23 protein-coding genes are annotated in these 25,631 nt (G+C 68.1%); 9 read left to right on the top strand and 14 right to left on the bottom strand.

Annotated features, from left to right (window positions below):
- The first annotated feature begins 5 nt into the window (after positions 1 to 5).
- Positions 6 to 608, top strand: coding sequence for a sulfite oxidase-like oxidoreductase (locus H7F38_RS17265; protein ID WP_187090989.1), 603 nt, complete (start codon positions 6 to 8; stop codon positions 606 to 608).
- A gap of 3 nt (positions 609 to 611) precedes the next feature.
- The gene (locus H7F38_RS17260) at positions 612 to 1,346 is read left to right on the top strand and encodes an FAD-binding oxidoreductase (protein WP_255498034.1); all 735 of its coding nucleotides are present in this window, start codon (positions 612 to 614) and stop codon (positions 1,344 to 1,346) included.
- A 21-nt stretch (positions 1,347 to 1,367) separates the two neighbouring features.
- On the opposite strand, the gene H7F38_RS17255 is transcribed toward H7F38_RS17260, so the two are convergent.
- On the bottom strand, positions 1,368 to 2,831 hold the full coding sequence (locus H7F38_RS17255) for a DUF2252 domain-containing protein (RefSeq protein ID WP_187090988.1): 1,464 nt from the start codon (positions 2,829 to 2,831) through the stop codon (positions 1,368 to 1,370).
- A gap of 14 nt (positions 2,832 to 2,845) precedes the next feature.
- On the bottom strand, positions 2,846 to 4,528 hold the full coding sequence (pgi, locus tag H7F38_RS17250; RefSeq protein WP_187090987.1) for a glucose-6-phosphate isomerase: 1,683 nt from the start codon (positions 4,526 to 4,528) through the stop codon (positions 2,846 to 2,848).
- Between the two features lie 168 nt (positions 4,529 to 4,696).
- On the opposite strand from pgi, the gene H7F38_RS17245 reads away from it, so the two are divergent.
- Positions 4,697 to 5,575: an alpha/beta fold hydrolase gene (locus tag H7F38_RS17245; RefSeq protein ID WP_187090986.1), complete on the top strand. Its 879-nt coding sequence runs from the start codon at positions 4,697 to 4,699 to the stop codon at positions 5,573 to 5,575.
- Between the two features lie 8 nt (positions 5,576 to 5,583).
- On the opposite strand, the gene H7F38_RS17240 is transcribed toward H7F38_RS17245, so the two are convergent.
- Positions 5,584 to 6,234 (bottom strand): HutD family protein, encoded by a 651-nt coding sequence (locus H7F38_RS17240; protein WP_187090985.1) that lies wholly within the window; start codon positions 6,232 to 6,234, stop codon positions 5,584 to 5,586.
- Between the two features lie 126 nt (positions 6,235 to 6,360).
- Here H7F38_RS17240 and H7F38_RS17235 point away from each other — a divergent pair, with 126 nt between their 5' ends.
- Entirely contained in the window at positions 6,361 to 7,770 is a 1,410-nt protein-coding gene (locus H7F38_RS17235) for a cytosine permease (RefSeq protein WP_187090984.1), read from the top strand.
- Between the two features lie 66 nt (positions 7,771 to 7,836).
- Here H7F38_RS17235 and H7F38_RS17230 read toward each other — a convergent pair whose 3' ends face one another.
- The 3 genes from H7F38_RS17230 to H7F38_RS17220 form a co-directional block, all read right to left on the bottom strand.
- Positions 7,837 to 8,337 carry a TIGR04338 family metallohydrolase gene (locus H7F38_RS17230; RefSeq protein WP_187090983.1) on the bottom strand — a complete coding sequence of 167 codons (501 nt, stop codon included), beginning with the start codon at positions 8,335 to 8,337 and terminating at the stop codon, positions 7,837 to 7,839.
- On the bottom strand, positions 8,334 to 9,164 hold the full coding sequence (locus H7F38_RS17225) for a DUF2786 domain-containing protein (RefSeq protein ID WP_187090982.1): 831 nt from the start codon (positions 9,162 to 9,164) through the stop codon (positions 8,334 to 8,336). The genes H7F38_RS17230 and H7F38_RS17225 overlap by 4 nt, the downstream gene beginning before the upstream one ends.
- Before the next feature lie 110 nt (positions 9,165 to 9,274).
- The gene (locus H7F38_RS17220) at positions 9,275 to 11,005 is read right to left on the bottom strand and encodes an APC family permease (protein ID WP_222618142.1); all 1,731 of its coding nucleotides are present in this window, start codon (positions 11,003 to 11,005) and stop codon (positions 9,275 to 9,277) included.
- A 673-nt stretch (positions 11,006 to 11,678) separates the two neighbouring features.
- On the opposite strand from H7F38_RS17220, the gene H7F38_RS17215 reads away from it, so the two are divergent.
- Both H7F38_RS17215 and H7F38_RS17210 read left to right on the top strand, forming a co-directional pair.
- Positions 11,679 to 13,160, top strand: coding sequence for a carboxylesterase/lipase family protein (locus H7F38_RS17215; protein WP_187090981.1), 1,482 nt, complete (start codon positions 11,679 to 11,681; stop codon positions 13,158 to 13,160).
- A 58-nt stretch (positions 13,161 to 13,218) separates the two neighbouring features.
- Positions 13,219 to 13,992 (top strand): SDR family oxidoreductase, encoded by a 774-nt coding sequence (locus H7F38_RS17210; RefSeq protein WP_187090980.1) that lies wholly within the window; start codon positions 13,219 to 13,221, stop codon positions 13,990 to 13,992.
- A gap of 28 nt (positions 13,993 to 14,020) precedes the next feature.
- Here the strand turns inward: H7F38_RS17210 and H7F38_RS17205 are convergent, their stop codons facing one another.
- Entirely contained in the window at positions 14,021 to 15,325 is a 1,305-nt protein-coding gene (locus H7F38_RS17205) for a multidrug effflux MFS transporter (RefSeq protein WP_222618141.1), read from the bottom strand.
- 188 nt (positions 15,326 to 15,513) lie between these two features.
- On the opposite strand from H7F38_RS17205, the gene guaD reads away from it, so the two are divergent.
- Positions 15,514 to 16,803, top strand: a complete 1,290-nt coding sequence (gene guaD, locus H7F38_RS17200) for a guanine deaminase (protein WP_187090979.1) — start codon at positions 15,514 to 15,516, stop codon at positions 16,801 to 16,803.
- A gap of 95 nt (positions 16,804 to 16,898) precedes the next feature.
- On the opposite strand, the gene H7F38_RS17195 is transcribed toward guaD, so the two are convergent.
- The 6 genes from H7F38_RS17195 to H7F38_RS17170 form a co-directional block, all read right to left on the bottom strand.
- Entirely contained in the window at positions 16,899 to 18,047 is a 1,149-nt protein-coding gene (locus H7F38_RS17195; RefSeq protein WP_187090978.1) for a flotillin family protein, read from the bottom strand.
- A gap of 93 nt (positions 18,048 to 18,140) precedes the next feature.
- Positions 18,141 to 18,380 carry a hypothetical protein gene (locus H7F38_RS17190; RefSeq protein ID WP_187090977.1) on the bottom strand — a complete coding sequence of 80 codons (240 nt, stop codon included), beginning with the start codon at positions 18,378 to 18,380 and terminating at the stop codon, positions 18,141 to 18,143.
- A gap of 75 nt (positions 18,381 to 18,455) precedes the next feature.
- Positions 18,456 to 19,448, bottom strand: a complete 993-nt coding sequence (locus tag H7F38_RS17185) for a G1 family glutamic endopeptidase (RefSeq protein ID WP_187090976.1) — start codon at positions 19,446 to 19,448, stop codon at positions 18,456 to 18,458.
- Between the two features lie 133 nt (positions 19,449 to 19,581).
- On the bottom strand, positions 19,582 to 20,841 hold the full coding sequence (locus tag H7F38_RS17180; protein ID WP_187090975.1) for an MFS transporter: 1,260 nt from the start codon (positions 20,839 to 20,841) through the stop codon (positions 19,582 to 19,584).
- Positions 20,842 to 21,035: 194 nt separating this feature from the next.
- Positions 21,036 to 22,022, bottom strand: a complete 987-nt coding sequence (locus H7F38_RS17175; RefSeq protein WP_187090974.1) for an AIM24 family protein — start codon at positions 22,020 to 22,022, stop codon at positions 21,036 to 21,038.
- Positions 22,023 to 22,028: 6 nt separating this feature from the next.
- On the bottom strand, positions 22,029 to 22,688 hold the full coding sequence (locus tag H7F38_RS17170; protein ID WP_187090973.1) for an AIM24 family protein: 660 nt from the start codon (positions 22,686 to 22,688) through the stop codon (positions 22,029 to 22,031).
- A 294-nt stretch (positions 22,689 to 22,982) separates the two neighbouring features.
- Between H7F38_RS17170 and H7F38_RS17165 the strand changes: the two genes are divergently transcribed.
- Entirely contained in the window at positions 22,983 to 24,125 is a 1,143-nt protein-coding gene (locus tag H7F38_RS17165) for an SPFH domain-containing protein (RefSeq protein WP_187090972.1), read from the top strand.
- A 179-nt stretch (positions 24,126 to 24,304) separates the two neighbouring features.
- Positions 24,305 to 24,589, top strand: a complete 285-nt coding sequence (locus H7F38_RS17160; protein ID WP_187090971.1) for a hypothetical protein — start codon at positions 24,305 to 24,307, stop codon at positions 24,587 to 24,589.
- A gap of 39 nt (positions 24,590 to 24,628) precedes the next feature.
- Here the strand turns inward: H7F38_RS17160 and ligD are convergent, their stop codons facing one another.
- A complete protein-coding gene (ligD, locus tag H7F38_RS17155; protein WP_187090970.1) occupies positions 24,629 to 25,588 on the bottom strand; it encodes a non-homologous end-joining DNA ligase in 960 nt (319 codons plus the stop codon).
- Positions 25,589 to 25,631 lie beyond the last annotated feature (43 nt).

Raw genomic sequence — 25,631 nt, 5'->3', positions numbered from 1 at the left:
ATCGGATGACGCGAGGATTCAGCGGTCGTCCACGTCGGCCCCACAACGATCGGCTGCCTCCGGGGCAGTACGACACCGGAAAGGACTTCCCGGTACTCACGGCAGAGGCGACACCCAGACTCGACCCGGAGAAGCTGAGCGTCACCGTCGACGGACTCGTCGAGCAACAGGTCAGCTGGACGTGGAAGGAATTGCACCAGCTGCCCGGCTCCACCTTCAGCGGTGACATCCACTGCGTGACCACCTGGTCCAAGTTCGACACCAGTTTCGCCGGGATCAGCGCGGACATCCTGCTGGCGTCGGCCCGGCCGCTGCCCTCTGCGACGCACGTGATGATCCGGTCCACCACCGGCTACACCACCAACCTGCCGTTGGCCGACATCTCCGACGGGAAGGCCTGGGTGGTCTGGGACCACGAAGGGCATCCGCTCCCGGTCGAGCACGGCGGCCCGATGAGATTTCTGGTGCCGCACCTGTACTTCTGGAAGAGCGCGAAGTGGGTCAGCCGGATCACCCTGATGGATCACGACGAACAGGGTTTCTGGGAGCGCAACGGCTACCACGACCGCGGTGACCCGTGGAAGGAACAGCGTTACCAGGGTGACTGAGCAGTGATCGAGATCCCTGGCAGCGCAACTGATCCCGCAGTCCCGGCCGGCGCCTGGCGGATGGCCACGGTGCGGGAGGTGGTGCATCCCCATCCGAACGCCGTGAAGCTGGTGCTGGACGTACCGGATCGGATCGACCACCTTCCCGGGCAGCACTACGTGATCAGGTTGCGCGCCGAGGACGGCTACACCGCCCAACGGTCGTACTCGATCGCTTCCGCGCCGGCCACCTCCACCGTCGAGTTCTACGTCGAACGGCTGGCGGACGGCGAGGTGTCGGGTTTCCTCGCCGACGTGGTGGCGGTCGGCGACCGGCTGGAGGTCCGCGGGCCCATCGGTGGCTGGTTCGTCTGGCGGGCGGACCGTCGCGCGGTCCTGGTCGGTGGTGGCTCCGGGGTGGTGCCGTTGGTCGCGATGCTCCGGCACGCTCGCGACAACGGACGGTCGGAACTGCTCGAGATGGCGGTGTCCGCGCGTTCACTGGCCGAATTGCCCTACGCGCACGAACTACTCGCCGCCGGTGCCACCGTTGCTCTGACCCGAGTGGCGGATCCCGCGGTCGATCGTCCGAACGGGCGCCTGGGGCACACAGATCTGGACCGGATCGTCACCCCCGATCAGATGGCTTTCGTCTGCGGTTCAACGGGTTTCGCGGATACCGCTAGCGATCTGCTGATCGCGGCCGGAGTGGCGTCCGACGCGATCCGGGTCGAGCGTTTCGGACCTACCGGCAGCTGACGTGTCCGATCCGCGTCACCTCTACAGCCCGTACTCGACCGGCAACACACCTCGGGCCACCGCGCGCACCAGCTCCTGGTGGTCGGCCTCGGTCTGGTCGGCATACCGGCGGGCGAAGCGGGCAAGCGCGACGTCGAGCTTGTCCGAGGACCCCGCGTAGCCCGAGATCATAGATGCGCCACTGGTTCTGGCGTGTCCCTTGGCCAGCAGCTGCCCGACGATGCCCGCGTAGTCGGCCAGCGCCTGGGAGTCGATCGCGTCCAGGGCGATCGTCCCCTTCATGTTGCGGAACTGCCGCACGTAGTACTGCCGGCCGTTGACGGTCGTCCAGCCGAGCAGGGGATCGCTCACCGTCTGCAGGGCCTGCTGGTACTCCACGACCCGCTGGCCCTGATGCGCGTGCCACGCCGAGCCGCCGTGCACGTACTGGGCCAACACCGACCGCCTCGCCTGCTTGAGCTGCAGGAACACGACGTCGTCCGGACTGCTGCCCTCCAGCAGCGCCACGTACGCCCGCAGTCCGACGCTGCCGACACCGACGACCTTGTGGGCGATGTCGACCAGCGTGTACCCGCCCAGCGCCCGCCGCCAGTGGGGGGCCAGCGTGGTCAGGTACTCGTCCAGCGCCACACCGACCATGTCGTACTCGGCCACGCTCACGCGGGTGATCAGCGGAGGTTCCTCGACGATCCGTCGCCGACCCTCGTGCTCCTCGGTGAACCGGGGGAGGGCCCGGTCACTCGTGCGGGATCGAGCTCTCCTAGCGGCCCGGTCGATCTCGGCCTTGAGGGACGGATGGGCGGTGTTCGCGATGAGCTGGTCCACGTCCAGTCGCTGGTAGGACCGGGACAGCAGCGGCTGCTCGGCCAGCAGGCGCACCTCACCGCGGTAGGCGGCCACGCAGGCGATCGCCGCCGCCTCGCAGGTCTGCTCGCTGTGGCTGTTCTGCCGGCCCGCGACCCAGATGCTCGCCACCAGTCGACGCAGGTCCCATTCCCAACCGCCGGGGTGCGCCTCGTCGAAATCATTGAGGTCCAGCACGAGATCCCGCTCGGGCGACGCGTAGAAACCGAAGTTCCCGAAGTGCGCATCGCCGCAGATGACCGGCGTGATCCCGGTGGCGGGGAGGTGGGCGACGTCCTGCGCCATCACGATCGCCGTCCCGCGCAGGAAGCCGTAGGGCGAGGCCACCATCCGCCCGACCCGCAGGGGGATCAGCCAGTCGAGCCGCCCCTGGTGCGACTCGATGATCTGCGCCACCGGATCGGGTCGACCCGCCGGCGGCACCCAGTCGCCGAGCAGCACCCGCGGAACCCTGGTGCGCAGCGCGCGACCCAGCTGATACCGCTCGGCGCGGGACGTCGGCCGCCGTCGGAGGGAGCCGTACGACGCCCCTTCGACGTCGGCCAGGACCACGTGGCCCGAGTGCGGCCCGGATGGGTCGCTCGGCCCCGGTGGGTGGGTCGGCCCGGCTGGGTCGGTCATGCCGCCGGGGTCGATCAGATCGCCCGGCCGCGCTGGCTGCGGTACCGGCGCACCAGCGCATCGGTGGACGAATCATGCTGCGCTGCAGGGGCTGCACCGTCGATCAGGACAGGCAGCAACTCGACGGCCTGGGTCTTGCCGAGCTCCACCCCCCACTGGTCGAAAGAATCGATGCCCCAGATGACACCTTCGACGAACACGGCGTGCTCGTAGAGTGCGACCAGTTGACCCACCACCGATGGGGTCAACCGGTAGGCGAGAATACTGGTGGACGGCCGGTTCCCGGGCATCACCTTGTGGGGCACGACGTCTTCCGGAGTGCCCTCGGCGGCAATCTCCTCCGCGGTCTTGCCGAAGGCCAGCACCGACGTCTGGGCGAAGTAGTTGCTCATCAACAGGTCGTGCATGCTGCCGGTACCGTCCAGCGTCGGGAGGTCGTCGAGAGGTTCGGCCACGCCGATGAAGTCGGCCGGTACCAGCCGCGTGCCCTGGTGCAGCAGCTGGTAGAAGGCGTGCTGACCATTGGTTCCCGGCTCGCCCCAGTAGATCTCGCCGGTGGAGGTGCTGACCGGCGTGCCGTCCGCGCGCACCGACTTGCCGTTGCTCTCCATCGTCAGCTGCTGCAGGTAGGCCGCGAATCGGTTCAGGTCGTTGCAGTAGGGCAGAACGGCACGTGACTCGGCGCCGAAGAAGTTCGAATACCAGACGCCGAGCAGCCCCATCAGGACCGGCGCGTTCTCCGACAGCGGCGCAGTGACGAAATGCGTGTCCATCGCGTGGAAACCGGCCAGCAGCTCGGCGAAGTTCTCCCGGCCGACCGCGCACATGACGGACAGGCCGATCGCGGAGTCGACCGAGTACCGGCCACCCACCCAGTCCCAGAATCCGAACATGTTGGCCGTGTCGATGCCGAATTTCGAGACGCGCTCGGCATTGGTCGAGACTGCGACGAAGTGCTTGGCGACGGCCGCGGTGCCCTCGTCACCGTCGAGCCCGAGCCCGGCCAGCAGCCAGCGGCGGGCCGCAGTGGCGTTGGTCAGCGTCTCGAGGGTGGAGAAGGTCTTCGAAGCAATGATGAACAGGGTGGTCTCCGGAGCCAGCCCGGCGGTCTTCGCGACCAGATCGGACGGGTCGACGTTGGAGACGAAACGGCAGCTGATGCCCGCGTCGGCGTAGGCACGCAGGGCCTGGTAGATCATCACCGGGCCGAGATCGGATCCGCCGATGCCGATGTTGACCACGGTCTGGATCTTCTTGCCGGTCGCGCCGACCCACTCGCCGGACCGGAGTCGGTCGGTGAAATCGCCCATCCGGTCCAACACGTCGTGTACGTCGGTCACCACGTCCTGCCCGTCCACGGTCAGTTCCGCGTCCGCCGGAAGACGCAGGGCGGTGTGCAGCACGGCGCGATCCTCGCTGGTGTTGATGTGGTCACCGCGCAACATCGCGTCGCGGCGCGCCTCGACTTCCGCAGCCCGGGCCAGATCGACGAGCAGACGCAGCGTTTCCCTGGTCGCGCGATGCTTGGAGTAGTCGATGTAGAGGTCGGCGGCCTGCACCGTCAGTTCCCGACCGCGCTCGGGATCGTCCGCGAAGATCTCCCGCAGGTGGAGTGGCTCGACCACCGGCTGGTGCGCGGCCAGCGCCACCCAGGCCGGGGTGGTCGTGATGTCGAGTGCCGTGGTGCTGTCTGTCATTTCGCTTCGCTTCCCCGCAGTCACGGATGTGGTGTCTGTCCATCCTTGCCCAATGCGCCGGCCGGCCGCTCACTGGGACCCCGTCGTCGCCCCCTCTGCCGGGTACAGTCGGGTTAGCGGCCGGTAACAACCGCGGGGACAGGCACGCAGAGGACCCTGGAGCTCGCCATGACCGCCATCGCACTGGATCTGCACTCCTCCGCGGGCCTTGCCTTCACCGACGCAGGAACCGGCCCACCCGTGCTGATGATCCACGGACTGATCAGTGATCGCGGGACCTGGAACGTCGAGATCGCCGCCCTCGCCGGGCAGCACCGCGTCATCGCCCCCGACCTGTTCGGGCACGGCGCCTCGGTCGGGTCGGACCCGAAGCACCCCGCCCTGCCGAACGACTACTCGCTCGGTGGGCACGCCGCCGCTCTGCGCGATCTGCTCGACGAGCTGGGTCTGCGCCGGGTCGTCGTCGTCGGGCATTCCCTCGGCGGCGGCATCGCGATGGAACTGGCCTACCTGTTCCCGGAGCGGGTGAGCGCACTGGTCCTGGTCAGCAGCGGCGGACTCGGGTCCGAGCTGAGCCCCGCGCTGCGGGCGGCCACGCTGCCCGGCAGCGAGTGGGTCCTGCCGCTGATCGGGTCGGACTGGGCACGCTACTGCGGCAACACCGCACTGAGCGTGATGCAGTGGATCGGTCTGCCCTGGGTGAGCGCCAGCACGACGGCCGCCTGGGCCGGGATGGCCACCTTCTCCGATGCCCTCAAGCGGAGCGCCTTCCTGGCCACCACCCGTTCGATGATCGGTCTGAAGGGCCAGACCATCAGCGCACTACCGCGACTGAAGCAACTCGCCGATCGTCCGATCCTGGTGATCTGGGGTGGCCGCGACCGCTTGATCCCGGCCGCGCATGCCGAGGCCGTGAAGGAACTCCTACCCCACAGCACCATCGAGATCTTCGCCAGGGCCGGGCACTTCCCGCACCTGGACGAGCCGGACCGCTTCCATCGGGTGCTCAGCAAGTTTCTGGGCCGCGCGGCCTCGTCCGGCCGGTGAGTGTGCGCTCAGCCGTCGAATTCGCCTGCTGAGCGCACACTCGCGGGATCGGCTCGTACGACCGATATGACGGCCACCCGGCCGGCGCCGCCGAGTTGGAGGGTTTTGGGGCCGGCCCCTGCCGAAGCGTCCTGACGGACGGCATCATCCGGCTGCAGGTCCACCGCGCCCGGCCAGCGCGGGTCGCCGTCGAGCTTGACCACCACCAGTGTTCCGCCGTTGGGCACCGGGAGCTCCGCCATCCCGTCGACGGTGACCAGTACGAGGGTTCCGACGGCCCGGCCCCGACGCAGCATCAGGTTGAGAGCCCGTACCGGGCCGGCCGCCGAACATCGCGGAGCCATCTCGCCGGCGAACTCGATCACCTCCAGGTGCGCGACGGGCCGGGGTCCGTCCAGATCGAGCGTCAACGGCACGTCGTCGAGCAACAGGAGCCGACGATCGATCCCGACCAGCTCGGAGAAGTCGCAATCGCCGGGGATGTGGGCGATGTTGACCCACCATCGCGGCTCCGCACCCGACCCGACGGCAGCTCCAGCGGTGACCGGGGTGGTCACCCCCTGCCCGTTGACCCACGGCTGGGTGTGCCGGGCCGCGGCCGGCAACCGGACCGGACCGGATCGCACCGGACCGGACATGGGTGGATCAGATGTGCCCATCGCACCACTGTGGGGCCAACCGTCGTGGCCGGCAAGTACCCGGTTCGTGCTCTGTCATCTACCGGAAACACGACCTTGACACGGAGATCCTTGTCCCGGCGGTGACCCGGCCGGATGATTCCCGTCATGTCAGCATCTCTCGCGGAAACGGCCACCGATCGGCACTACGGCGCGAAGGTGAACGCCGTCGAGCCCGGCGGGGCCGAGGTCATCCCACTGTCCGAGCGGCACGGCCACCCACTGCAGATGCTCTGGACCTGGACGTCGCCGAACATGGAGTTCGCGACGATCGCCGTCGGCATCCTGGGGATCACCTTCGGCCTGAGCTTCTGGCAGACGGTCTCGGCCATCGTGGTGGGCAACGTTCTCGGAGCGGTGAGCCATGCAGTCCTGTCCAGCTGGGGACCGGACACCGGGTTCTGTCAGATGGTGATCTCGCGTCGGGCGTTCGGGTTCCTGGGGAACGTGCTACCGGCGGGCCTGAACTGGCTCGTGGCCGGCGTCGGTTGGTTCGCGGTGAACAGCGTCAGCGGCGGCCTCGCCCTCGCGTCGCTGACGGGCATGAACAAGTACCTCAGCCTGGTCATCGTGGTGGCGCTGATGCTGGTGCTGGCCTACTTCGGACACAACCTGATCCAGTTGTTCGAACGGTTCGCGGCTCCGGTCCTGACGGCGATCTTCGTCATCGGCGGGATCGTCATCCTGACGAAGGCCCACGTCAGCACCCCGGGCACGGGTTTCCCCGGCGCCTGGTGGGTACTGCTGGGCGCGACGTTCGGCTACGCGGCCGGTTGGAACCCGTACGCGTCCGACTACACCCGGTACCTGCCGGTCGGCACCGGCCGGGCGGCCGGGCTCTGGTCCGGACTCGGGGTGCTGGTCTCCTGCGTGCTCCTGGAGGTCTTCGGTGCCGCCGCCTACTCGGCACTGGGTTCTGCGGCACCTGCGTTCCCCGACCCGGGCGCGTTCACCAGCGTGCTTCCCACCTGGCTCGGCAAACTGACCCTGCTGGGCATCGCGCTGGGCGCCATCGCCGCCAACGCGCTCAACGTCTACTCCAGCGCGCTGTCGTTCAGCGCCATGGGAATCGAGATCAGGACGCCGTCGCTGCGAGCCATCGTGGCGGTGGTGATGGGCGTCATCGGATTCGTCGTGGCCGTCGTCGGGCTCGATCACATCAACAGCTACGAGAACTTCCTGCTGGTCATCTCGTACTGGATCGGACCCTGGCTCGGCGTCGTGTTCATGGACCGGATCCTGCGCAGATGGCGGATGGACGAGCTGGTCTATGCCGACCGGTCCTACCAGAACTGGGCCGGACCCATCGCCATGCTGGTCAGCGCGGTGCTGTCGATCTGGCTGTTCTCCAACCAGACCCTGTACACCGGGCTGATCCCGACAGCACATCCCGGCGTCGGCGACCTCACCTTCGAGGTCGGCCTGGTGCTCGCCGCCATCCTCTACACGGTCCTGGTGAAATTCCTTGCCCAGCCGATCACCGTGGCGACGCCCGAGCAGCTCGTCCCCCGCCCGTAACTTCCCCCACCCGTGACGTCCTGCGCGCGCGATAGCCGTCACTGTGCAGGACGTCCGGGGGATTGCTCAGCCCACCCCGGCGCCGACGTCGAGCAGCGTGACGCGCAGCAGGAACGCAGCCTCGGCGCCGACGATGCCATCGACCAGATCGACCATCCGGCCGGTGAACTGCCGTCCGTGGTGCACTTCGTCCTGCTCCGCCAGATGGTGGGAGATCTCGTGCAGCACCACGAGTTCACGCAGCGCCCAGGCGGTACCGCCACGGTGCAGGGGGACCGCGATCACGGGGGGGATGCGCTCGTAGTGGGCGCCGCCCTGACCGGCCCTCGATCGCACGGCGACCGGCAGGGACGCCCGGCTCCAGCGCTCGCCGACCCAGTTCAGCGCCAGCACCTGATCGACGTAGGCCTGCACGGATTCCAGCGTGGCGAACTTGCGCTCCGGCGGGAGCGTGATGCTCGACCCCGCCACCTCGACGATCGGAAAATCCGCCGACCGGTCGAAGATCCGCCGGACCAGGGCCTCGGCCTCGTACACCTTGGCGCGCTGCAGATCGGCGGTGCTCACCCGCTGATGGCCCCTCTGGCGCCGCCGATCGCCTTCTCACCGCCGAGGCGGGCGGTGCGGCCGGCCCGGTCGCCGGCCCGGCTGGCCAGTTCCGAGTAGCCGGAGTTGGCCGAGGTACCCCGCCAGGATCCGCGGGCCGTCGTGTTGGCCCGGTAGTGGTCCTGGAGTTCGACCTCCTTGGCGCGGAGCACGATCTCGACGCCGGTGGCACCCGCGGTGTCGGCCTGGACTGCCTGCGCCCTGGCCTGGGTGGTCGCCTCCTTGAGGCGCGCCCCGATGCGCGCCGCGAAGGCCTGCTGGAAATTGACCCTCGCCGTGGTGGCGTGCACCGGACGCTCCTGCCATTCCTGCGCCGGTCCGCGCCATCCCGGACGCGCCCCCTCCACCTGCACCCAGCGACCGACCTTCTCCTGGGTGTACCGCTTGGATTTGATGTACTCGTCAGAGGCCCTGACCATCTGGATGACCAACGACGAGTAGAGCGCCTCCACCGCGTCGATGTCGGTGTCGAAGCCGTAGGCGAACACCCTGGTGGAATTCCTGGCGATGTCGCAGGTCAGGTTGTTGGCCCGGCCGATCTCCAGGAACAGCTGGACGAAGGTGCGCAGACCCCGCCTGCCCTGCTCGCCGATGGTGATGGTGCGCTGGGTCGGCACAGCGCGCTTCTCCTGGGCCGTGGAATGCGCCCTCGCCACCGCGAGATCGACGGAGGAAAGCGTGGCCAGCCGTTGCGCCGCCTGGAGGTAGGCGTCGGCCTCGTGGTCGTTGTCGGTCGTCTCGGCCTTGCGCAGCAGCGCCGCGATCTTCGTCAGGTATTTGTCGCTCATGGTCCGTCCAGTGTGGACGACTGCCCCGACAGTCGGGGTCCCCGGGCGCAGAACGACCCGGGGACCTGCAACGATCTGCAGATCCCCGGGCCGGCTCCGCGGCAGGATCCTCAGTGGTCGCCGAGCGGAGGCGGGTAGACGTCGCGCACGTTCTGGTCGACGCGGGCGGGCGAGAGGCGTTTGGCCATCGCGACGAAGTAGATGACCAGACTGAACGCCGCCATCACCAGCAGGTCCGGGCCCAGTGCGAGCTTCCCGTCGCCGCCGGTCCAGAACGTGCTGAAGAAGCCGACTCCGCCGACGATCCCGCCGGATCCGTACTGGGTGAAGTAGATGATCACGCCCATGCCGATGAGGTACGGGAAGAGCCAGACCCCGGCCGCCCAGTCCAACGGCGTCTGGTTCGGGTTCATCTTGAACGCGGCCGAGACGGCCATCAGCGCGTAGCCGATGAGCAGCACCAGCATCAGGGTCGTGTAGGTACCCCAGCCCGACCACATGATGATGAAATTGGCCAGGACGAAAGCGATCGGCGACATGATGTGGCCCATCGGCAGCCGGTAGGCGCGGGGTAGGTCGGGCTTCTGCAGCCTCAGCGCGCCCAGGGCCAGCGGCGCGCCCGCGTACATCAGCACCGAGGCGCTGGTGACCACTCCGACCAGCGTCGACCAACTCGGGAACGGCAGCAGGAAGATCAGGCCGATCCCCGCGGTGATCAGGATGCCGAAGACCGGGATCTTCTTCTTGGGCGAGTTCTTCTCGAAGGCGGTGGGGATGTAGCCGTTCTTCGACAGGCCGAAACTGATCCGGGAGGAGGAGGTCAGGTAGATCAGACCGGTGCCGGTCGGGGAGATGATGGCGTCCAGTCGTAGGAGAGCCGCCAGCCAGACGACGCCCGCCAACGTTGCCACCTCGTAGAACGGCGCCCCCTGCAGGGCGATCAGAGCGGGGTTCTTCGTCGTCGGATCGACGAGGTCGGCCCAGGTCCGGCCGTTCGCCAGCAGAGCCGGGTCCAGTGCCCCGATGAAGGCGATCTGCACGCCGATGTAGACGGCGGCACCGATGATGATCGACAGGATGACGGCCCGCGGGAGGTCCTTCTTGGGGTTCTTGCTCTCACCCCCGAGCTGCACGGCCTGTTCGAAGCCCAACAGCGAGAAGATGATCGCCCCGGGCACCGCCAGGATGACGGACTTGAAGGCCGCGCCCTGGACGAAGAATCCACCACCGGCGCTGAAGTTGCTGCCGTGGAAGTGGCCGATCACCAGCACCACGATGGTGGCCACCGGCAACAGCACCTTCCAGGTGGTCAGGGCGTTGTTGACCTTGGCCAGGAAGGCGACGCCGATCAGGTTGATGATGACGAAGAACAGCATGAAGACGACGGCGAACACGATGCCCAGCCCGGAGAGCTTCCCCTCCGAGTACAGGTTGAGATTCTTGGCCCACTGGTAGCTGGACATGTACTGGATGGCGGCCAGCACTTCGATCGGCGCCACCGCGGCGGCCTGGATGTAGGTGAACCATCCGAAGGTCGCGCCGGCCAGGCTGCCGAAGGCGTAGTGCGGGAACCGGCTGGTGCCGCCGCTCACCGGGAACAGACCACCGAGTTCCGCGTGCACCAGGGCGAGGATGAGGATGATGATGGTGCCGATCACCCAGGCGATGAGGGCAGAGGGGCCGGCGATGCCGACCGCGGTCAGGGCTCCGAACAGCCAACCGGAGCCGATGATCGATCCTTCCGAGGCCCACAGCAGTCCGAAGAACCCGACCTTCCGGTCCATCCCCTCGCCGTCGAGCTTCATCTCGCCCTGTGGGCCCGCATTGATTGTCGAGGTCACGCATCCTCCTGATGACGAACGTGCTGATGGACGTGCCGATGAACGTGTCGCTGCACAACGGTGTGCTGCCGGTGTACCGGGAGTATCGCGGGAATGCCGTGTGATGCGAAATATTGCAGGTCCGCGCGACCATCGTCAAGGCACCAGGGTGTTTCACCGGCGACGTGTCGCCGGGTCCGGCACGAGGTCCGGCCCCCCGTGCACGAGTGGCACCGAACCCCCTACTGCCGTCTTCGACCTTGGCGACGAGAAAGGTTGCAGCCCATGGAAGATCATTCCTTCGGAGTGTTTACCATTTCTTGACCATTTCTCCCGGCAGGGCTCTGCGAAGGCGTGATGGGGTGCCGGACCGACAAAACCGACCTGCGGCAGAAGTAACGACGATTTGTTGTCCCCGTCATGTTCGGGATCGGATCCCATTCGGGGTCTGCCCGCTATCGGACCGAAACGCAGCGCGCGAGGGGCGTTCTGACCGAATTGCCGGGGCGGAGGGGCATCCATTGATGTCCGTGCCCCCGTCAAACGGACTCGTTTGCGCCAGGACCGGACAAATGCCGACCGCGGGGCCGGTCGCTGCTCGTCAGGAGCAGGCCCTAGTGTGAATCGGGTATTTCCGGTGGGTGAACTCGTTCCACAGGGCCGTGGAGCAGGCACCGTGCACAGAGGAGAAACGATGGATCCGATGGTCACCGTCGCACAGGGACAGCTGCGCGGGCACGAGAAGGACGGCGTGCGCTCGTTCCTCGGCATTCCCTACGCGGACGAGCCGTTCGGCGAACGGAGGTTCGCGGCACCTGCACCGGCGCGGGCCTGGAGCGGCATCCGGGAGGCCACCGAATTCGGGGCCACCGCACCCAAGCCCGGCTACGCCCCCCCGATCGACGCGCTCCTGCCGGATCCGCAGGTCGCCGGCCAGGGCTGCCTCAATCTCAACGTGTGGACGCCGCAGGATGCAGCCGACCTGCCGGTGCTCGTGTGGATCCACGGCGGTGCGTTCGTCAACGGCAGCGGGGCCGTCCCGATCTACGACGGCACCGCCTTCGCCCGGGATGGTGTGGCGTGCGTCAGCATCAACTACCGGCTCGGGGTGGACGGATTCGGAGCCGTCACCGATGCGGTGCCCAACCGCGGCCTGCTCGACCAGGTGGCCGCCCTCACCTGGGTCCGCGACAACATCGCACAGTTCGGCGGCGATCCCGCTCGTGTCACGATCGCCGGCGAGTCAGCGGGCGCGATGAGCATCGGCACGTTGCTGTCCATGCCCCTGGCCGAGGGATTGTTCCGGCGGGCGATCCTGCAGAGCGGGGCCGGGCACCACACACTCACGCCGGCCACCGCCGAACGGGTCATCGCAGACGTGGCGCACCGACTCGGCGTGGAGCCGACCGCGTCCGGCCTGGGTTCGGTCCCGGTCGCCGACCTCGTCGCCGCACAGGCGGCGGTCTCCGAGTCGATCCTCACCGCACCCGACCCGGCCCGGTGGGCCGAGATCACCGTCAACCTGATGGCGTTCGAGCCGATCGTGGACGGCGACATCGTGCCGCAGCGGCCGATCGACGCGATCGTCGGGGGAGCCTCCGCCGACATCGAGGTGCTCGTCGGGTCGAACCTCGACGAGCACGCGCTCTTCCTGGTGCCCAACGGATTCGCCGCGATGGTCGACGAGAACCTCCTGCGCTCGATGCTGCCCGCCCTCGGCGCAGACGCCGCGACCCTGATCGACACCTACCGGTCGGACCGACCGGATGCCACCCCGGGTGAGCTCATGACGGCGATCTACACCGACTGGTTCTTCCGGCTGCCGGCAGTCCGGCTCGCGGAGGCCAGGTCGGCGCTGGGGCTCGACACCCACAGCTACGAGTTCGCCTGGCGCAGCCCGCAGTTCGACGGTGCCCTGGGCGCCTGCCACGCACTCGAGATCGGCTTCACGTTCGACAACCTGGCCGATCCGCAGGGACGCCCGATGACGGGGAACCACCCTCCCCAGGCGCTGGCCGACTCGATGCACGCTGCCTGGGTGTCCTTCATCCGGGAGGGCCGGCCGGGTTGGCCCCCCTACGGCGCGGAGCGGAACGTCATGCGATTCGACGAGACCAACGCCCTGGTCAGCGATCCCAGGCCGGCCGAGCGCTCGGTCTGGGCCGGCATCCGGTAGCAGATCGGACGGTCCCGATGTGCAACGCTTGCGGGGAACCCGCGAAGGAGACCCCGGCATGCAGCTCGACACCAGCACGTCCGCACCACCCGACGACCGCAAGGTCGCAGTCGTCACCGGCGCCAGCAGTGGCATCGGAGCGGCGACCGCACGGCAACTGGCCGCCGCCGGGTACCGGGTGGTCCTCGCCGCCCGCCGGCTCGACCGACTCACCGCACTTGCCGACGAGATCGGCGGCGCCGCCTATCAACTGGACGTGACCGACCGCGAGGCGGTGCAGAAGTTCGCGGCGACGCTCGACCGGGTCGACGTGTTGTTCAACAACGCCGGCGGCGCTTTCGGGGCCGACCCGGTCGCCACGGCCGATCCGGCAGACTGGCGCGCCATGTTCGAGGTCAACGTGATGGGCACGCTGCAGGTGACGCAGGCCCTCCTGCCGAAGCTGATCGCCGGCGGCGCCGGAACGATCGTCGTCATGTCCTCGACGGCAGGCTTCGTCGCCTACGAAGGCGGTGGCGGGTACGTCGCTACCAAGCACGGCACCCACGCGATCGCCGCGACCCTGCGCCTGGAACTGTTCGACCAGCCGGTCCGGGTGATCGAGATCGCGCCGGGCATGGTCCGTACCGACGAGTTCGCCGTCAACCGGATGCGCGGCGACACGTCGAAGGCGGCCGCGGTCTACCAGGGTGTCGAGGAGCCGCTGACGGCTGACGACGTCGCCGACACGGTCTGCTGGGCGGTGACCAGGCCGGCCCATGTCAACGTCGACCTGCTCGTGCTGCGGCCCAGAGCCCAGGCGGCGCAGCACAAAGTCCACCGGACGAGCTGAGATCTGCGCGGATCAAAGCGATGCGCCGTCAGTGCATCACCATGACGCCCGGGTCGTCGGCGACCTCGATCGTCAGGGGCCGGGCGAACACGATGAGGACCAGGCTGCCCAGCAGGGCCGCGGCGAAGACGACCACGGCCATGCCGGCCGCGGTCACCGTCCCGCCGATTCCGACCAGCGGGGACAGCATCGCCCCGATGCCGAACTGACAGGCCCCGAGTAGGGCGGCCGCCGTACCGGCCCTGGCGCCATGCCGCGCCAGCGCAAGGGCCGGGACGTTCGGCAGCGCGAGCCCGGCGGTCGCGATGGTGAAGAACAGCGGGATCAGCAGTCCCCAGATGCCCATCGTGCCGCTGGCCGTGAGCACCACCATCACCGCCGCCGACACCGCGCACGCCACCAGCGATCCGATCAGGATCTGCGCGGCGCTGAACCTGCGCAGCAGCAACGGGTTCAGCTGGCTCGCGGAGATCAGGCCGATGGAGTTCGCGGCGAAGACCAGGCCGAACACCGCGGACGAGAGGCCGTACTGCTGCTGCAGCACGAAGGACGATCCGCTGACGTACCCGAGGATCACCGTCATGGCCAGGCCGGCGGTCAGGCACAGGCCGATGAACTGGCGCTCGAGGATCAGCGAGCCGTAGGTGCGGAACGTGTGGCCGATGCCGGCCCGTTGACGCCGGTGCGGCGGATGGGTCTCCGGGACGACGAAGGCCGACAGCGATGCCAGCACCCCGCCAGCCACGGCCAGCACCACGAACAGGCCGTTCCACGACGTCACCCGCAGCATGAAGCTGCCGACGGTCGGGGCCAGCACGGGCGCCACCCCGGTCACCAGCATCAGACGCGACATGAGTTTGGCCGCAGCCATTCCCGTGTACCGATCGCGAATGATGGCCAGTGCGACCACGGCGCCGGCCGATGCGCCCACACCCTGCAGCGTCCGGGCCACGGTGAGCAACTCGATGTTCGGAACCAGCGCACAGAACACGGACGCCAGGACGTGCAGGAGCATGCCTGCGATCAACGGCGCACGACGACCGAACGAATCCGCCAGCGGTCCGACCAGCAACTGCCCGAACGCCAGGCCGAGCAGGGAACCCGTCAGCGTGGCCTGCGCCGCGGAGTCCGAAGCGACGAAGTGGCGGGCGATGGTGGGAAGCGCAGGCAGGTACATGTCGATGGTGAGGGGACCGATCGCGGTCAACGCACCGAGCAACACGGCCAGCCTGGTCGCGCTCGGTCGGGGGTGGGTCGTGCTCCGTCGAGGGTGACCGGTGGCGGCGGCGGTGAGATCGCCGGGGTGCGTGGAGCTGGCCAGAACGTCGTTCACAGGGGTCCAAGCGGGGTACTCGAGGGTGGGTGGGACGTCTGTATTAAATCGTTTCGATCCGGCGGATGGCCCGCCCGTCGGGCGATGTTCACCTGTCGGTGGCTGTGATCTTGGACTCCCCGGGGTGGGTCGACGCGGAGCAGGATGCCGTTACCGGCGTGACATGTGGGTTTGGTTTGCTCTGCGGTATGACCCTGTACCGCGCCACCGTGATCGACACGCCCGGCGATCCGTTCGCCGGCGAATCCGCCGACGCGATGGTGTCCGACCAGGACGGCGCCGTGCTGGTGTCCGACGGAATCATCACGGCGCGTGGGTCTTTCGCTACATTGTCCGGCTTGCACCCGGAGGAGTCGGTGGTCGACCTCGACGGCGGGATCCTGCTGCCCGGCTTCGTCGACACCCACGTCCACCTGCCGCAGATCCGTGCCATCGGTGGTCTCGGGATGCCGCTGCTGGACTGGCTGGAGAGGTGTGCGCTGCCGGAGGAGAGCCGGCTCGCCGACCGCGGGTACGCCGCGGCGGTCGCCACCGATTTCCTGGCCAACCTGGTGTCGTCGGGCACCACCACCGCGTTGGTGTTCGGTGCCCATTTCGCTGCGGCGATGGACGTGTTCTTCGAGCAGGCCGAACAGGTCGGGCTGAACATCACCTCCGGTCTGGTCGTCAGCGACCGGATCCTGCGACCTGACCTGCTCTGCACGCCGGACCAGGCGCTGACCCGGAGTCGCGAGCTGATCCGGAGGTGGCACGGCCGGGGCCGGATCCGCTACGCCGTCACGCCGCGGTTCGCCCTCTCGACGACGGACGCCATGCTCGAGGTCTGCGGCGAACTGCTGGGCGAGGACCTCTGGTTCACCTCGCACCTCAACGAGAACCTCGCCGAGGTCCGGAGTGTCGCCGCGTTGTTCGCCGGGAGCCGCGACTACCTCGACACCTACCACCGTCATGGGCTGGTGACGTCGCGCAGCGTCTTCGCCCACAACGTCCACGCCGGGGACGCCGAGCTGGCGTTGATGGGGGACACCGGCGCCTGGGTGTCGCACTGCCCGACCAGCAATGCCGCCCTCGGCAGCGGCCTGTTCCCGCTGCGTCGTCATCTGGAGCACGGGGTCGGCGTCGCGCTTGGGTCGGACGTCGGGGCCGGGACAGGATTGTTCCTGATCAAGGAGGCCCTGCAGGCCTACTTCGTCCAACAGCTGCTCGGCGTGCAGGGCCGGCCGCTGAGTCCCGTCCACCTTCTCTACCTGGCCACCCGTGCGGGGGCACGGGCTCTCGGGTTGGACCACCAGCTCGGCGACTTCGGCGTGGGCAAGTCCTTCGACGCCGTCCTGATCCGGCCGGCCCCGGGGACCCAGCTCGCGGTCAACCTGGCCAATGCCGCCGATCCAACCGACGCGCTGGCCAGGGTTTTCGCTCTCGCCACCCCCGCCGACGTGGTGTCGGTCTGGGTCGGCGGCCGACTGATCCGCGGCTGACGGTGCCCCGCGCATACCGAACTGCCCGAAATCGGCTGAAAGTGGCGCGACGGGGGCAGTTCGGTATGCGCAGGGCAGTTCGGTATGCGCGGGACTCAGGTCATCAGTTCGGGGGTGATCTTGACGGGTTTGGGGGCAGACCCGTTGGTGCTGCCAGTGTTCGGAGCCCCGCCCTGGAAGCCCTTGCGGACCGCCTCGAAGATCGCCGAGCCCTGACCGACGAGGGACGCAGCGATGTCGCCGAGTCCGTCGGCGCCATTCAGCACCGTCACATTGGCACCGTTGAGCCCCTGGGCGGCCGACTTGACGATCTCCGGGAGTTGCTCGATCAGCATCCGGTCCAGGGCCACGCGGTTGTTGGAAGCGGCGGCAGCGGCCAGGATCTGGATCTTCTCGGCTTCGGCGGCGGCCAGGATCTTGGTCTTCTCGGCCTCGGCCTGGGCGGGCTTGACCACCTCGGCGACCAACTGCTGCTCGCGCAGCTCGGCGTTGCGCTCGGCGACATCCTTCTGGGCCTGCAGCACCTCGAGCTGGGCCTGTGCCTGGGACAACGGACCGGCCTGCGCGGCCGAGGCCTGCGCCTTGTCGACCTCGGCCTTGTACTGGGCCTGCACGATCGTCGTCTGCCGCTGGTACTCGGCCTGCTTGCGCAGCGAATCCTGCTCGGCCTGGGCGGCCATCTGATTGGCGTTGGACTGCGCGATGGCCGCGGCCTGCTGGATCGCGGCGTTGTGCGGCGCCGACATCGCAGCGATGTAGCCGAGCCGTCCGTCGTCGATCGACTGGATCTGCAGGGCGTCGACGGTCAGACCGATCTTGGCCATCTCCTCCTTGGAGCCATCCAGCACCTCGGTGGCCAGCTTCTGCCGCTCGGTGACGATCTCCTCGACCGTCATCGACCCGATGATCGACCGCAGGTGGCCGGCGAAGATGCGGCCCGTCAGGATGGACATCTGGTCCTGGTCGGACAGGAACCGCTGCCCGGCAGCAACGATGGACTCCACATCCCCGCCGACCTTGAAGGCGATCACGGCCTTGACGTTCAGCGCGATGCCCTGTTTGGTCACGCAGGTCTCCTGGACCTCGGACTCCGTCATCGCCAGGGACAGCAGGTTGGCCCTCCGGAAGATCGGCGGTACGAACGCTCCGTGCCCGATGACGACGCGGAACGGCGCGCCACTGCTGGAGCGCCCGCCGGAGATCAGCAGCGCCTCATCAGGATCAGGAACCCGATAGCCGAACATGTGATGCCTTCTTCCTCGTGCGGATGACCTCGACGGTCAGCATAGGACGGGCGGTGGGCACCGCGCGGGTTTTCGTCGCCGAGCGCCCGCACGTCACTGCGGAACGGGTGCCCCCGGGACCGGGAATCCAGCCCACGGCACCACAGTCACGTGACGATGGGGGGCGACGTCCACCACCAGTACCGACTGGCCCCGCTCGATCGGGGCGTCGCTGTCGGCGATGTAGCACTCCCGGACACCACCGAGCGTCAGGACCACTTCCCCCGGTCCACGCTCTCCCCGTGTCGGAATGCTGATGGTGCCCACCGCACCGATCGCACCGCTGTCCGTCATCGTTCGCCCTTCCTGGCCACTACTCGCAGAGTACGTCGCCGGGCGAGGCGGTGGAGGTGGGTCGCGAGGGGCGGTTCAGGACTGCCAGTAGGTCTGGCCGACCCCGCTGCCGTCCGCGGATCCGCCGGCACCCGAGGATCCGCCACCGTATCCACCGCCACCGTATCCACCGCCGTAGCCCTCGCCGATCGTGTCGGTCCAGCCGCCCAGGTCACCCCAGCCGGAGCTGCCGACGCCGGATTGCGTGCCCGGCCATCCGAACCCGCCGGAGCTCCCGGCCGCACCCTGGCCCGAACTGGACTGCTGCGTGCCGATCGAGTTGCCGCTGGACACCCAGGTCACGGTGAACCTGTCGGATCCGGTCAGTTCCGAGACGGTGGCCATCGGGTTCTCGTAGTTGTCGACCATGGCAATCTTCCCGGCCCCGGTGGCCGCACCCAGTTTGCTGCCGTTGACCAGTACGTCGGAGAAGGTCACCGTCTTGAAGTCGGCCAACGGCAGCACGCTGTCCGACCGTTCCGAGCCGGACGGCGCCTCGGCGATGATCTCGGCCGAGGCCCCGGTGCCGGACGGCGAATCGCCGGTCTCGCTCTTCGTCCACCGCTGCGTGCTGTCGGTCACCACCAGCGTGAATCTGTCCGTCCCCTTCACCGCGACCACGGAGGCCGAGATCTTGTCGCCGGCCTTGACGGTGTTGGTCAGGGAGACCGCCACGGCCGGGTAGAACTCGTACCACGCGGAGTAGGTCGGCGTTCCGGAAGAGCAGTCGGAGGAGGTCCCGGTCTGCTCGACGGAATTGCTGCCGTCCCCGTCCAGGCCGACCCAGTCCGCCGAATAGCTCGTCTCCCCGGCGGCGCACGTGACGGTCGGCACCGTCCACGCCGCCGACACCGAGGTGTAGGTGCTTCCGGTGACATCCCAGCCGGACCAGTCGGTGCTGTGCGCGGAGGCGGTCGTGGTCGCAGCAGCGGCGTAGGCGACGCCGGTGGCGGCGTGCGCAGCCGGAGCCCCCATCGCGATCAGCAACGCTGTCGCGGAACCCAGGGCCAGTGACTTGAGTCCGAACACGACTGCCTCCTTGGCTGCGCCGCCCGGTGGATTCGGCGGTCTTCATCCCAGAAGTAGTGGTTGCAGATGTGGGCGAGCAAAGTGATGGCGCAATGCTTGCTGTGAAACCGCTCGGCGGACAGTCGTCTGCGTCTCAGGCGGAGCCGTCCGGCCCGTCACGCACGCGCTCGGCCGCGATGGATCTGGCGGTCGCGAACAGCGAGTAACGCGGCACCCAGATGGCCAGCGCGGTCGCGGCCAGCAGCCCGGCCGAGCCGATGCTCACGATTCCGACGGCCAGCGTGGTGACCGAGGCGACCAACGACATCACCACCGGGCCGGCGGCATTGCCGGAATCACTGAACACGCGCCAGATCCCGAGAAATTTGATGCGGCCCACCGCCGGTGCCGCGTCGGCGCCGAGCGTCATCATGATGCCGGAGCCGATGCCGTTCCCGAAGCTCATCACCATGGCCACGATGGTCAGCGACAGCGCGCCGGAGGTCAGTGGCAGCGTCATCATCGCGGCCCCGAGGATCGTCATGGAGGGGAGGGCGATGGCCAGCCGTCCGTAGCGGTCCATCACCTTGCCGGACGGGTAGAACAGCGCCATGTCGACCGCGCTGGCGATCCCGAAGATCAGACTCGTCCCGGCTGCGCTGATGCCCAGATGTTCGGCCCACAGGGGCAGGACCGTCTGTCGTGCGGCCCGGACGGCTCCGACCGCCAGGATGGCCACCCCCAGGGTGGCGAACAACCGCCGGTGGCCGGCGAGCATCTCGCGGGAGGTCACTCCGCCGCGGGCGGTCGTCACCTGGCCGGGCGGGAGCTGGACGTCGGGAACCACCAGCAGCAGCACACCGGCGGCCACTGCGGTGACCATGGCGACCACGTAGGCGCTGCGCAACTCCGTCAGACCGATGGCCGCCGCGCCGACGAACGGACCGATGAAGAGCCCGATCCGGTGCGACCCGCCGAGGGTGGACATGGCGCGGGCGCGCATGGCGGTGGGGACCACTTCGGTGAGGTAGGACTGCCGAGCGAGATAGAAGGTGGCGTTGGCCATCCCGATCAGCAGCAGCGAGATCCCCAGGACGGCCAGATCGGGGGCCAGGAAGCAACCGGCGAGTCCGATCGTGGCCAGCCCGGCAGCCAGCATCATCGCGTGACGGTCGCCGATCCGATCGGCGAGCGCCGAGGCCGGGATGTCCCCGAGCACCTGACCGACTCCGAGCAACGCCAGCATGAACCCCGCCGTCGAAGGCGAGGCGCCGAGTTGCAGGGCGGTCAGGGCGATCACCGGAGCGGTGGCGCCGTTGCCGATCTCGTAGATCATCGCCGGCAGGAACACCGACGGGGTGATCGACCGCAGGGTGAGCGGCGCTGTGCCCGTGGTGCGGTCCAGGTCGGTCATGCGGCGCGCATTCACCTTTCAGGCGGCAGTGAAGTCGTTAGGGAAGGCAACGACTACACCATTCTGCACCGTGACCGCGGCGGTCCGGACGCGGCGGTCATCAACACCGGGGGCCGGTACCCACCGGCTCGCTCCGGCTCGCTCCTGGGACAGGTCGGGCCCGGGGTGCCGGCCAGCGCATCACGGTGACCCGTTCACCAGCGCTGTTCGGTGGCCGGGCTGCTCCGCTGGATGTAGTTGCTGGCTTCCTCGCGCTCGAACACCGACTGCATGGCGACCCGTCCGGGGCCGACCAGACGCAGCCACACGTTGCGATTGCTCCACGCCGATGACGTCGCGTTCGCGATCCTCCTCGCGAACATTCCGCCGGAGAGTTCGCCGACGGCACCTCCGGCCATTCCGAGGAGTCCGCCCATCGCGCGCGTCGTGAAGCTGCTGTTCGGATACTCCACGTGCAGGTGCGCCGTCACGGTGACATCGCGGTAGAGCATCGCGGTGGGCTTCATCAGAATGGTCTCGCCGGGGCCGAGATCACGGATGAACGTGTTCCCGGGCGAATGCAGCAGGATCAGGCCAGGTCCGTCCTTGGCCACGAAACGGTCCTCGTAGACGCCCAACGGGTAGTGGGTCTCCTGGTCGTCACCGGTGCCGGTCACGTACCAGATCGAGGACGCCTGCCAGTCGTAGGCGACACTGCCTGTGGCGCAGAGGAAACGATGCTCCCGCACGACGATCGACTGCCCGGCCTGCAGCGGCAGGGCCACCATCTCGCCGGTGTGGCTGTCGGCCAGGCCGATCTGGCCGGGTCCGGAGGCCTGCGCCATCAGGATCGGCAGCCCCGCCATCATGCGTTTCCAACCGCCCTTCAGGCTCATCTGCTGCAGTCGCACCGACGGGTCGCACCAGAGAAGGGTGTGGTGCCCGAAGTAGATCCATTCCGGACCCGCCAGCTTGAAGTCCGCGACCGGTACCTGACGTCCCTCGATCTGCACCTGCGACTGGCCGAACTGGATGCGGGCCATGTCCTTGATCGGTGGCTGCCGCACCCATCCCGACCGGCTGATGACGGCGCGCACATCGGTCGGTGCACCGCACCGTGGACACGAGTGGACGAGCACGTCGCTGGGCTGCCGGCAGTAGCGGCAGGTGTAGGTCGAGTCAGGTGCCGGCGGGGTGGTCATCGAATCTCACTCCGAGTGGTGGTGGACGTACATCGACTGGATGCCCACCCGGCCCGGCCCGACCATCTCGGCCATGCTCATGTTCTTCCCGAACATGCCGGTCCGGAACGGGAGCTGCACGGTGTTCAGGACCACCGTGGAGTCCTTGTACAGAAATCCGCCCGGTTCGACCAGGATCTTCTCGCCGGCGGCCAGCGAACGCTCCAGTACGGCGCCGTAGCCGTGCAGCACCAGCAGTCCGGGCGCACCGGATGTCACGAAGCGGTCCATGTACATGCCGCCCCCGCCATGCAGGATGTTGGCCAGGCCCTTGATGCGCACGAACGAATAGGTGACGCTGGCCGAGGCCACCAGAAAAGCATGCTCTCGAACGTCGATCTCCATACCGGGATGGAGCGGCAGGACCACCATTTCTCCCGGGGCGTCACGAGAGAAGGCCACCCGGCCCGGCCCGTGCGCCACCGAGATGGTGAACGGCATTCCGGCCAGGCTGCGTTTGAGGCCACCCCCGATGTTCATCTGCGACAGCGGGGTGGCCTCGTCCTTCCACAGCATCACGTGGTGCTCGAAGAAGACCGAATCGCCTGCGGTCAGGTTCAACTCGGCGACCGGCACCAATTCACCCTCGACCTGACACGAACTGTTGGAGAACCGGATCTCGGTCATGTCGCGGAGCCTCGGGGCTTCACGCCAACCCGACTCGCTGACCCGGTTGCGGACATCCAACGGCGCTCCGCAGGTGGAACACGAGGTCGACTCACCGGCGTCCTGGCTGTGACACCACTGACATTCGATCCGGTCCATCAGTCCTCCTCCGGTCAGAGCTGCGTCCATGGCGGCGACGGATCAGGGGCGCTCTGGAAAGTTAGCAGGCGGACATACCCGGTGTACTGCGAACTTCGGCATCGAAGGTCTACATTTTCAGCAGGCGTACTGCCCAACCTGAGCCCGGAGGCGGAAATGGCCCTACTCGGACGCGAATTCATCGCGGTGCCCGACGACAAGAAGGGTCAGCTCGTCTACAAGTGGCCCGACCAGAGCATCCGGCGGTACACCCGCGCGATCGTCAATGCCGACGAGTTGGCCATCTTCGTCAACACCGGAAAGATCGCTGCGACGATGGGACCCGGTCGTCATCAGATCGATGCGGACGAGATACCCGGACTGGGCATCATCATCGATGCGGCGACCGCAGGGCGGGCCTACCGTGCCGAGTTGTACTTCGTCGCTAACCGGGAATTCACCGGGTTCACCTTCGGCGGCCGGATCGACGACGTCCAGGATCCGCAGACCGGCCTGATCGTCACGTTGCGGGTCTTCGGCGACTACGCGATGCGCGTCACCGATCCGGTCATGTTGATCATGAACCTGCTGGGCACCCTGGACGTGACCGACAACGGCAAGGTCAGCAACTGGGTCAGCGATCAGATGCTCAAGGTGCTGCGCACCGACATCACCACCCAGATCGTCCGGAACAGCTGGCCGATCCTCGGGCTGTCGGCGTACACGCCCGAGATCGAGCAGAAGGTCATCGAGAACGCGAACCGACAGCTGGAGACGTACGGCGTCGCGATCACCAGGATGGGCAACTTCGACATCAACCTCGCCGAGGAGGACCAGAAGCAGCTCAAGACCCTGGCCAAGGACACCAGCTACTCGCGTCTGGCCGGGAGCTTCAACCAGTACGCCGCCGGCGAGATGGCCCTCGGCGCCGGGCAGGGGATGGCTCAGGGCGGCGCCGGGGTGGGCGGCGCGTTCCTCGGCCTCGGCCTGGGGATGGGCCAGCAGGGCGGTCAGCCCTACCCTCCGGCTGCGCCGCCGCCGCAAGGTTTTGCCGGCGGCATCGGAGGCGGCTACGCCGGCCCGCCACCGGCCGGATCGCCGCCCGCACCCCCTTCGCAACCGCTCGGTGCGCCGCCCGGGGTGACCTGCTCCGCCTGCCACACCGGCAACCCGGTCGGGGCGAAATTCTGCCAGAACTGCGGTACCGGACTCGTGCCCGCGGTCGCGCACTGCACCAACTGCGGGGTCGAACTGGCACCGGGCGCCAGGTTCTGCGCCGCGTGCGGAACGCCGTCGGCGCCCCCGCCGGCCGGCTCGTAGTCCGAATTCCGGACCGGCGCCGCTCAACCCGACGGCTCGTGTCCCCTCTGATCCCCATCGGGGCGAGTTCAACCGCGCCGCCGTAGTTGATCCGTGCGGTGTACGACGATCACCGCGGTGTACGACGATCACCCGACCGGGCAGACCCCGGCAGTACATATGTTCGATACACTGCCGGCATGGAGATGGCGATGCACCGGTATCTGAACGAGGTAGATCCGAAGGTGGTGCCGACCAAGCCGCAGGGCCGGGTGCCTGCCATCGCCAGGCTGGTCCTGGATGACGCGGGCGGTTACGAGATGTGGCCCTGCACCGCACTTCGGTGGACCGACGAGGCGGTGATGATCACGGTGCAGTTCACCCCGGGGGATGCGGCCAGCGCCCGCCCGCTGTGGCTCGCGCTGGACGACGTGGCGCGGGTCCTGCGTCAGGCGGGCAACCCGCCGGGCCCCGCCGTCAGCTGAGGTTCCGATCTCCTGCGGCGGTGCGGCCCCCGGAACCGGTCAGTCCGTTGGCACGTCCTCCGCGCCGTTGCGCTCGTCGCGTTCGGCCCACTCGATCAACGGGTCGATGGAGAAGACGGCCTGGTCGATACCGGCGTGCAGGTCACCCATCTGGGCATAGCGGGCCGGAACGGTGGCGATCGTGCACTCCCGGGGTTCGACGTCGTCGACCTCCGCCCAGGTGATCGGGGTGGAGACGGTGCCGCGGGGGACGCCGCGCACCGAGTAGGCGCTGGCGATGGTGTGGTCGCGCGCGTTCTGGTTGTAGTCGACGAACAGTTTCCGTGGGTCGCGATCCTTGCGCCACCAGGTGGTGGTCACCTCGTCGGGTACCCGGCGCTCGATCTCCCGGGCGAAGGCCAGCGCGGCGCGCCGCAGATCGGTGAAGCCCCAACGGGGTTCGATCCGCACGTAGACGTGCATGCCGTGCCCGCCGGACGTCTTCGGCCAGCCGACGGCGCCGATCTCCTCGAGCAGATCGTGGGTGACGTGTGCGACCCGCCGGACCGTCTCGAACCCGCAGTCCGGCATCGGGTCCAGGTCGATCCGCCATTCGTCCGGGTGCTCGGTGTCGGCGCGACGACTGTTCCAGGGATGGAACTCCACGCATGACATCTGCACCGACCAGATGACGTCGGCCAACCGCGTCACGCACAGCTCGTCGGCATGCCGGCCGGACGGAAAATCGACCCTGACCGTCTCGAGCCAGGGCGGCGCACCGTGCGGAACCCTCTTCTGGTGCACCTTCTCACCCGAGAGCCCGTCCGGGAATCGATGCATCATGCACGGCCGCTCCCGCAGCGCGTTCACGATGCCTTCTCCGACCCCGAGGTAGTACTTCGCGAGATCCAGCTTGGTCGCACCGGTCTCGGGAAAGTAGACCCGATCGGGATTGGAGATCCGGACGTCACGATCGCCTGCTGTCAGTTCCACGGCGGGGGAGCTGCCACGAGTTGCCATGCCCCAACCTACTTCGACGCCACCGCGCCCGTTCGTCGGCGAG

It is taken from the genome of Nakamurella sp. PAMC28650 (assembly GCF_014303395.1).
GTDB lineage: Bacteria > Actinomycetota > Actinomycetes > Mycobacteriales > Nakamurellaceae > Nakamurella.
Note: the sequence above shows the minus strand (reverse complement) of the source record. Positions and strands in the feature narration are given on the sequence as shown.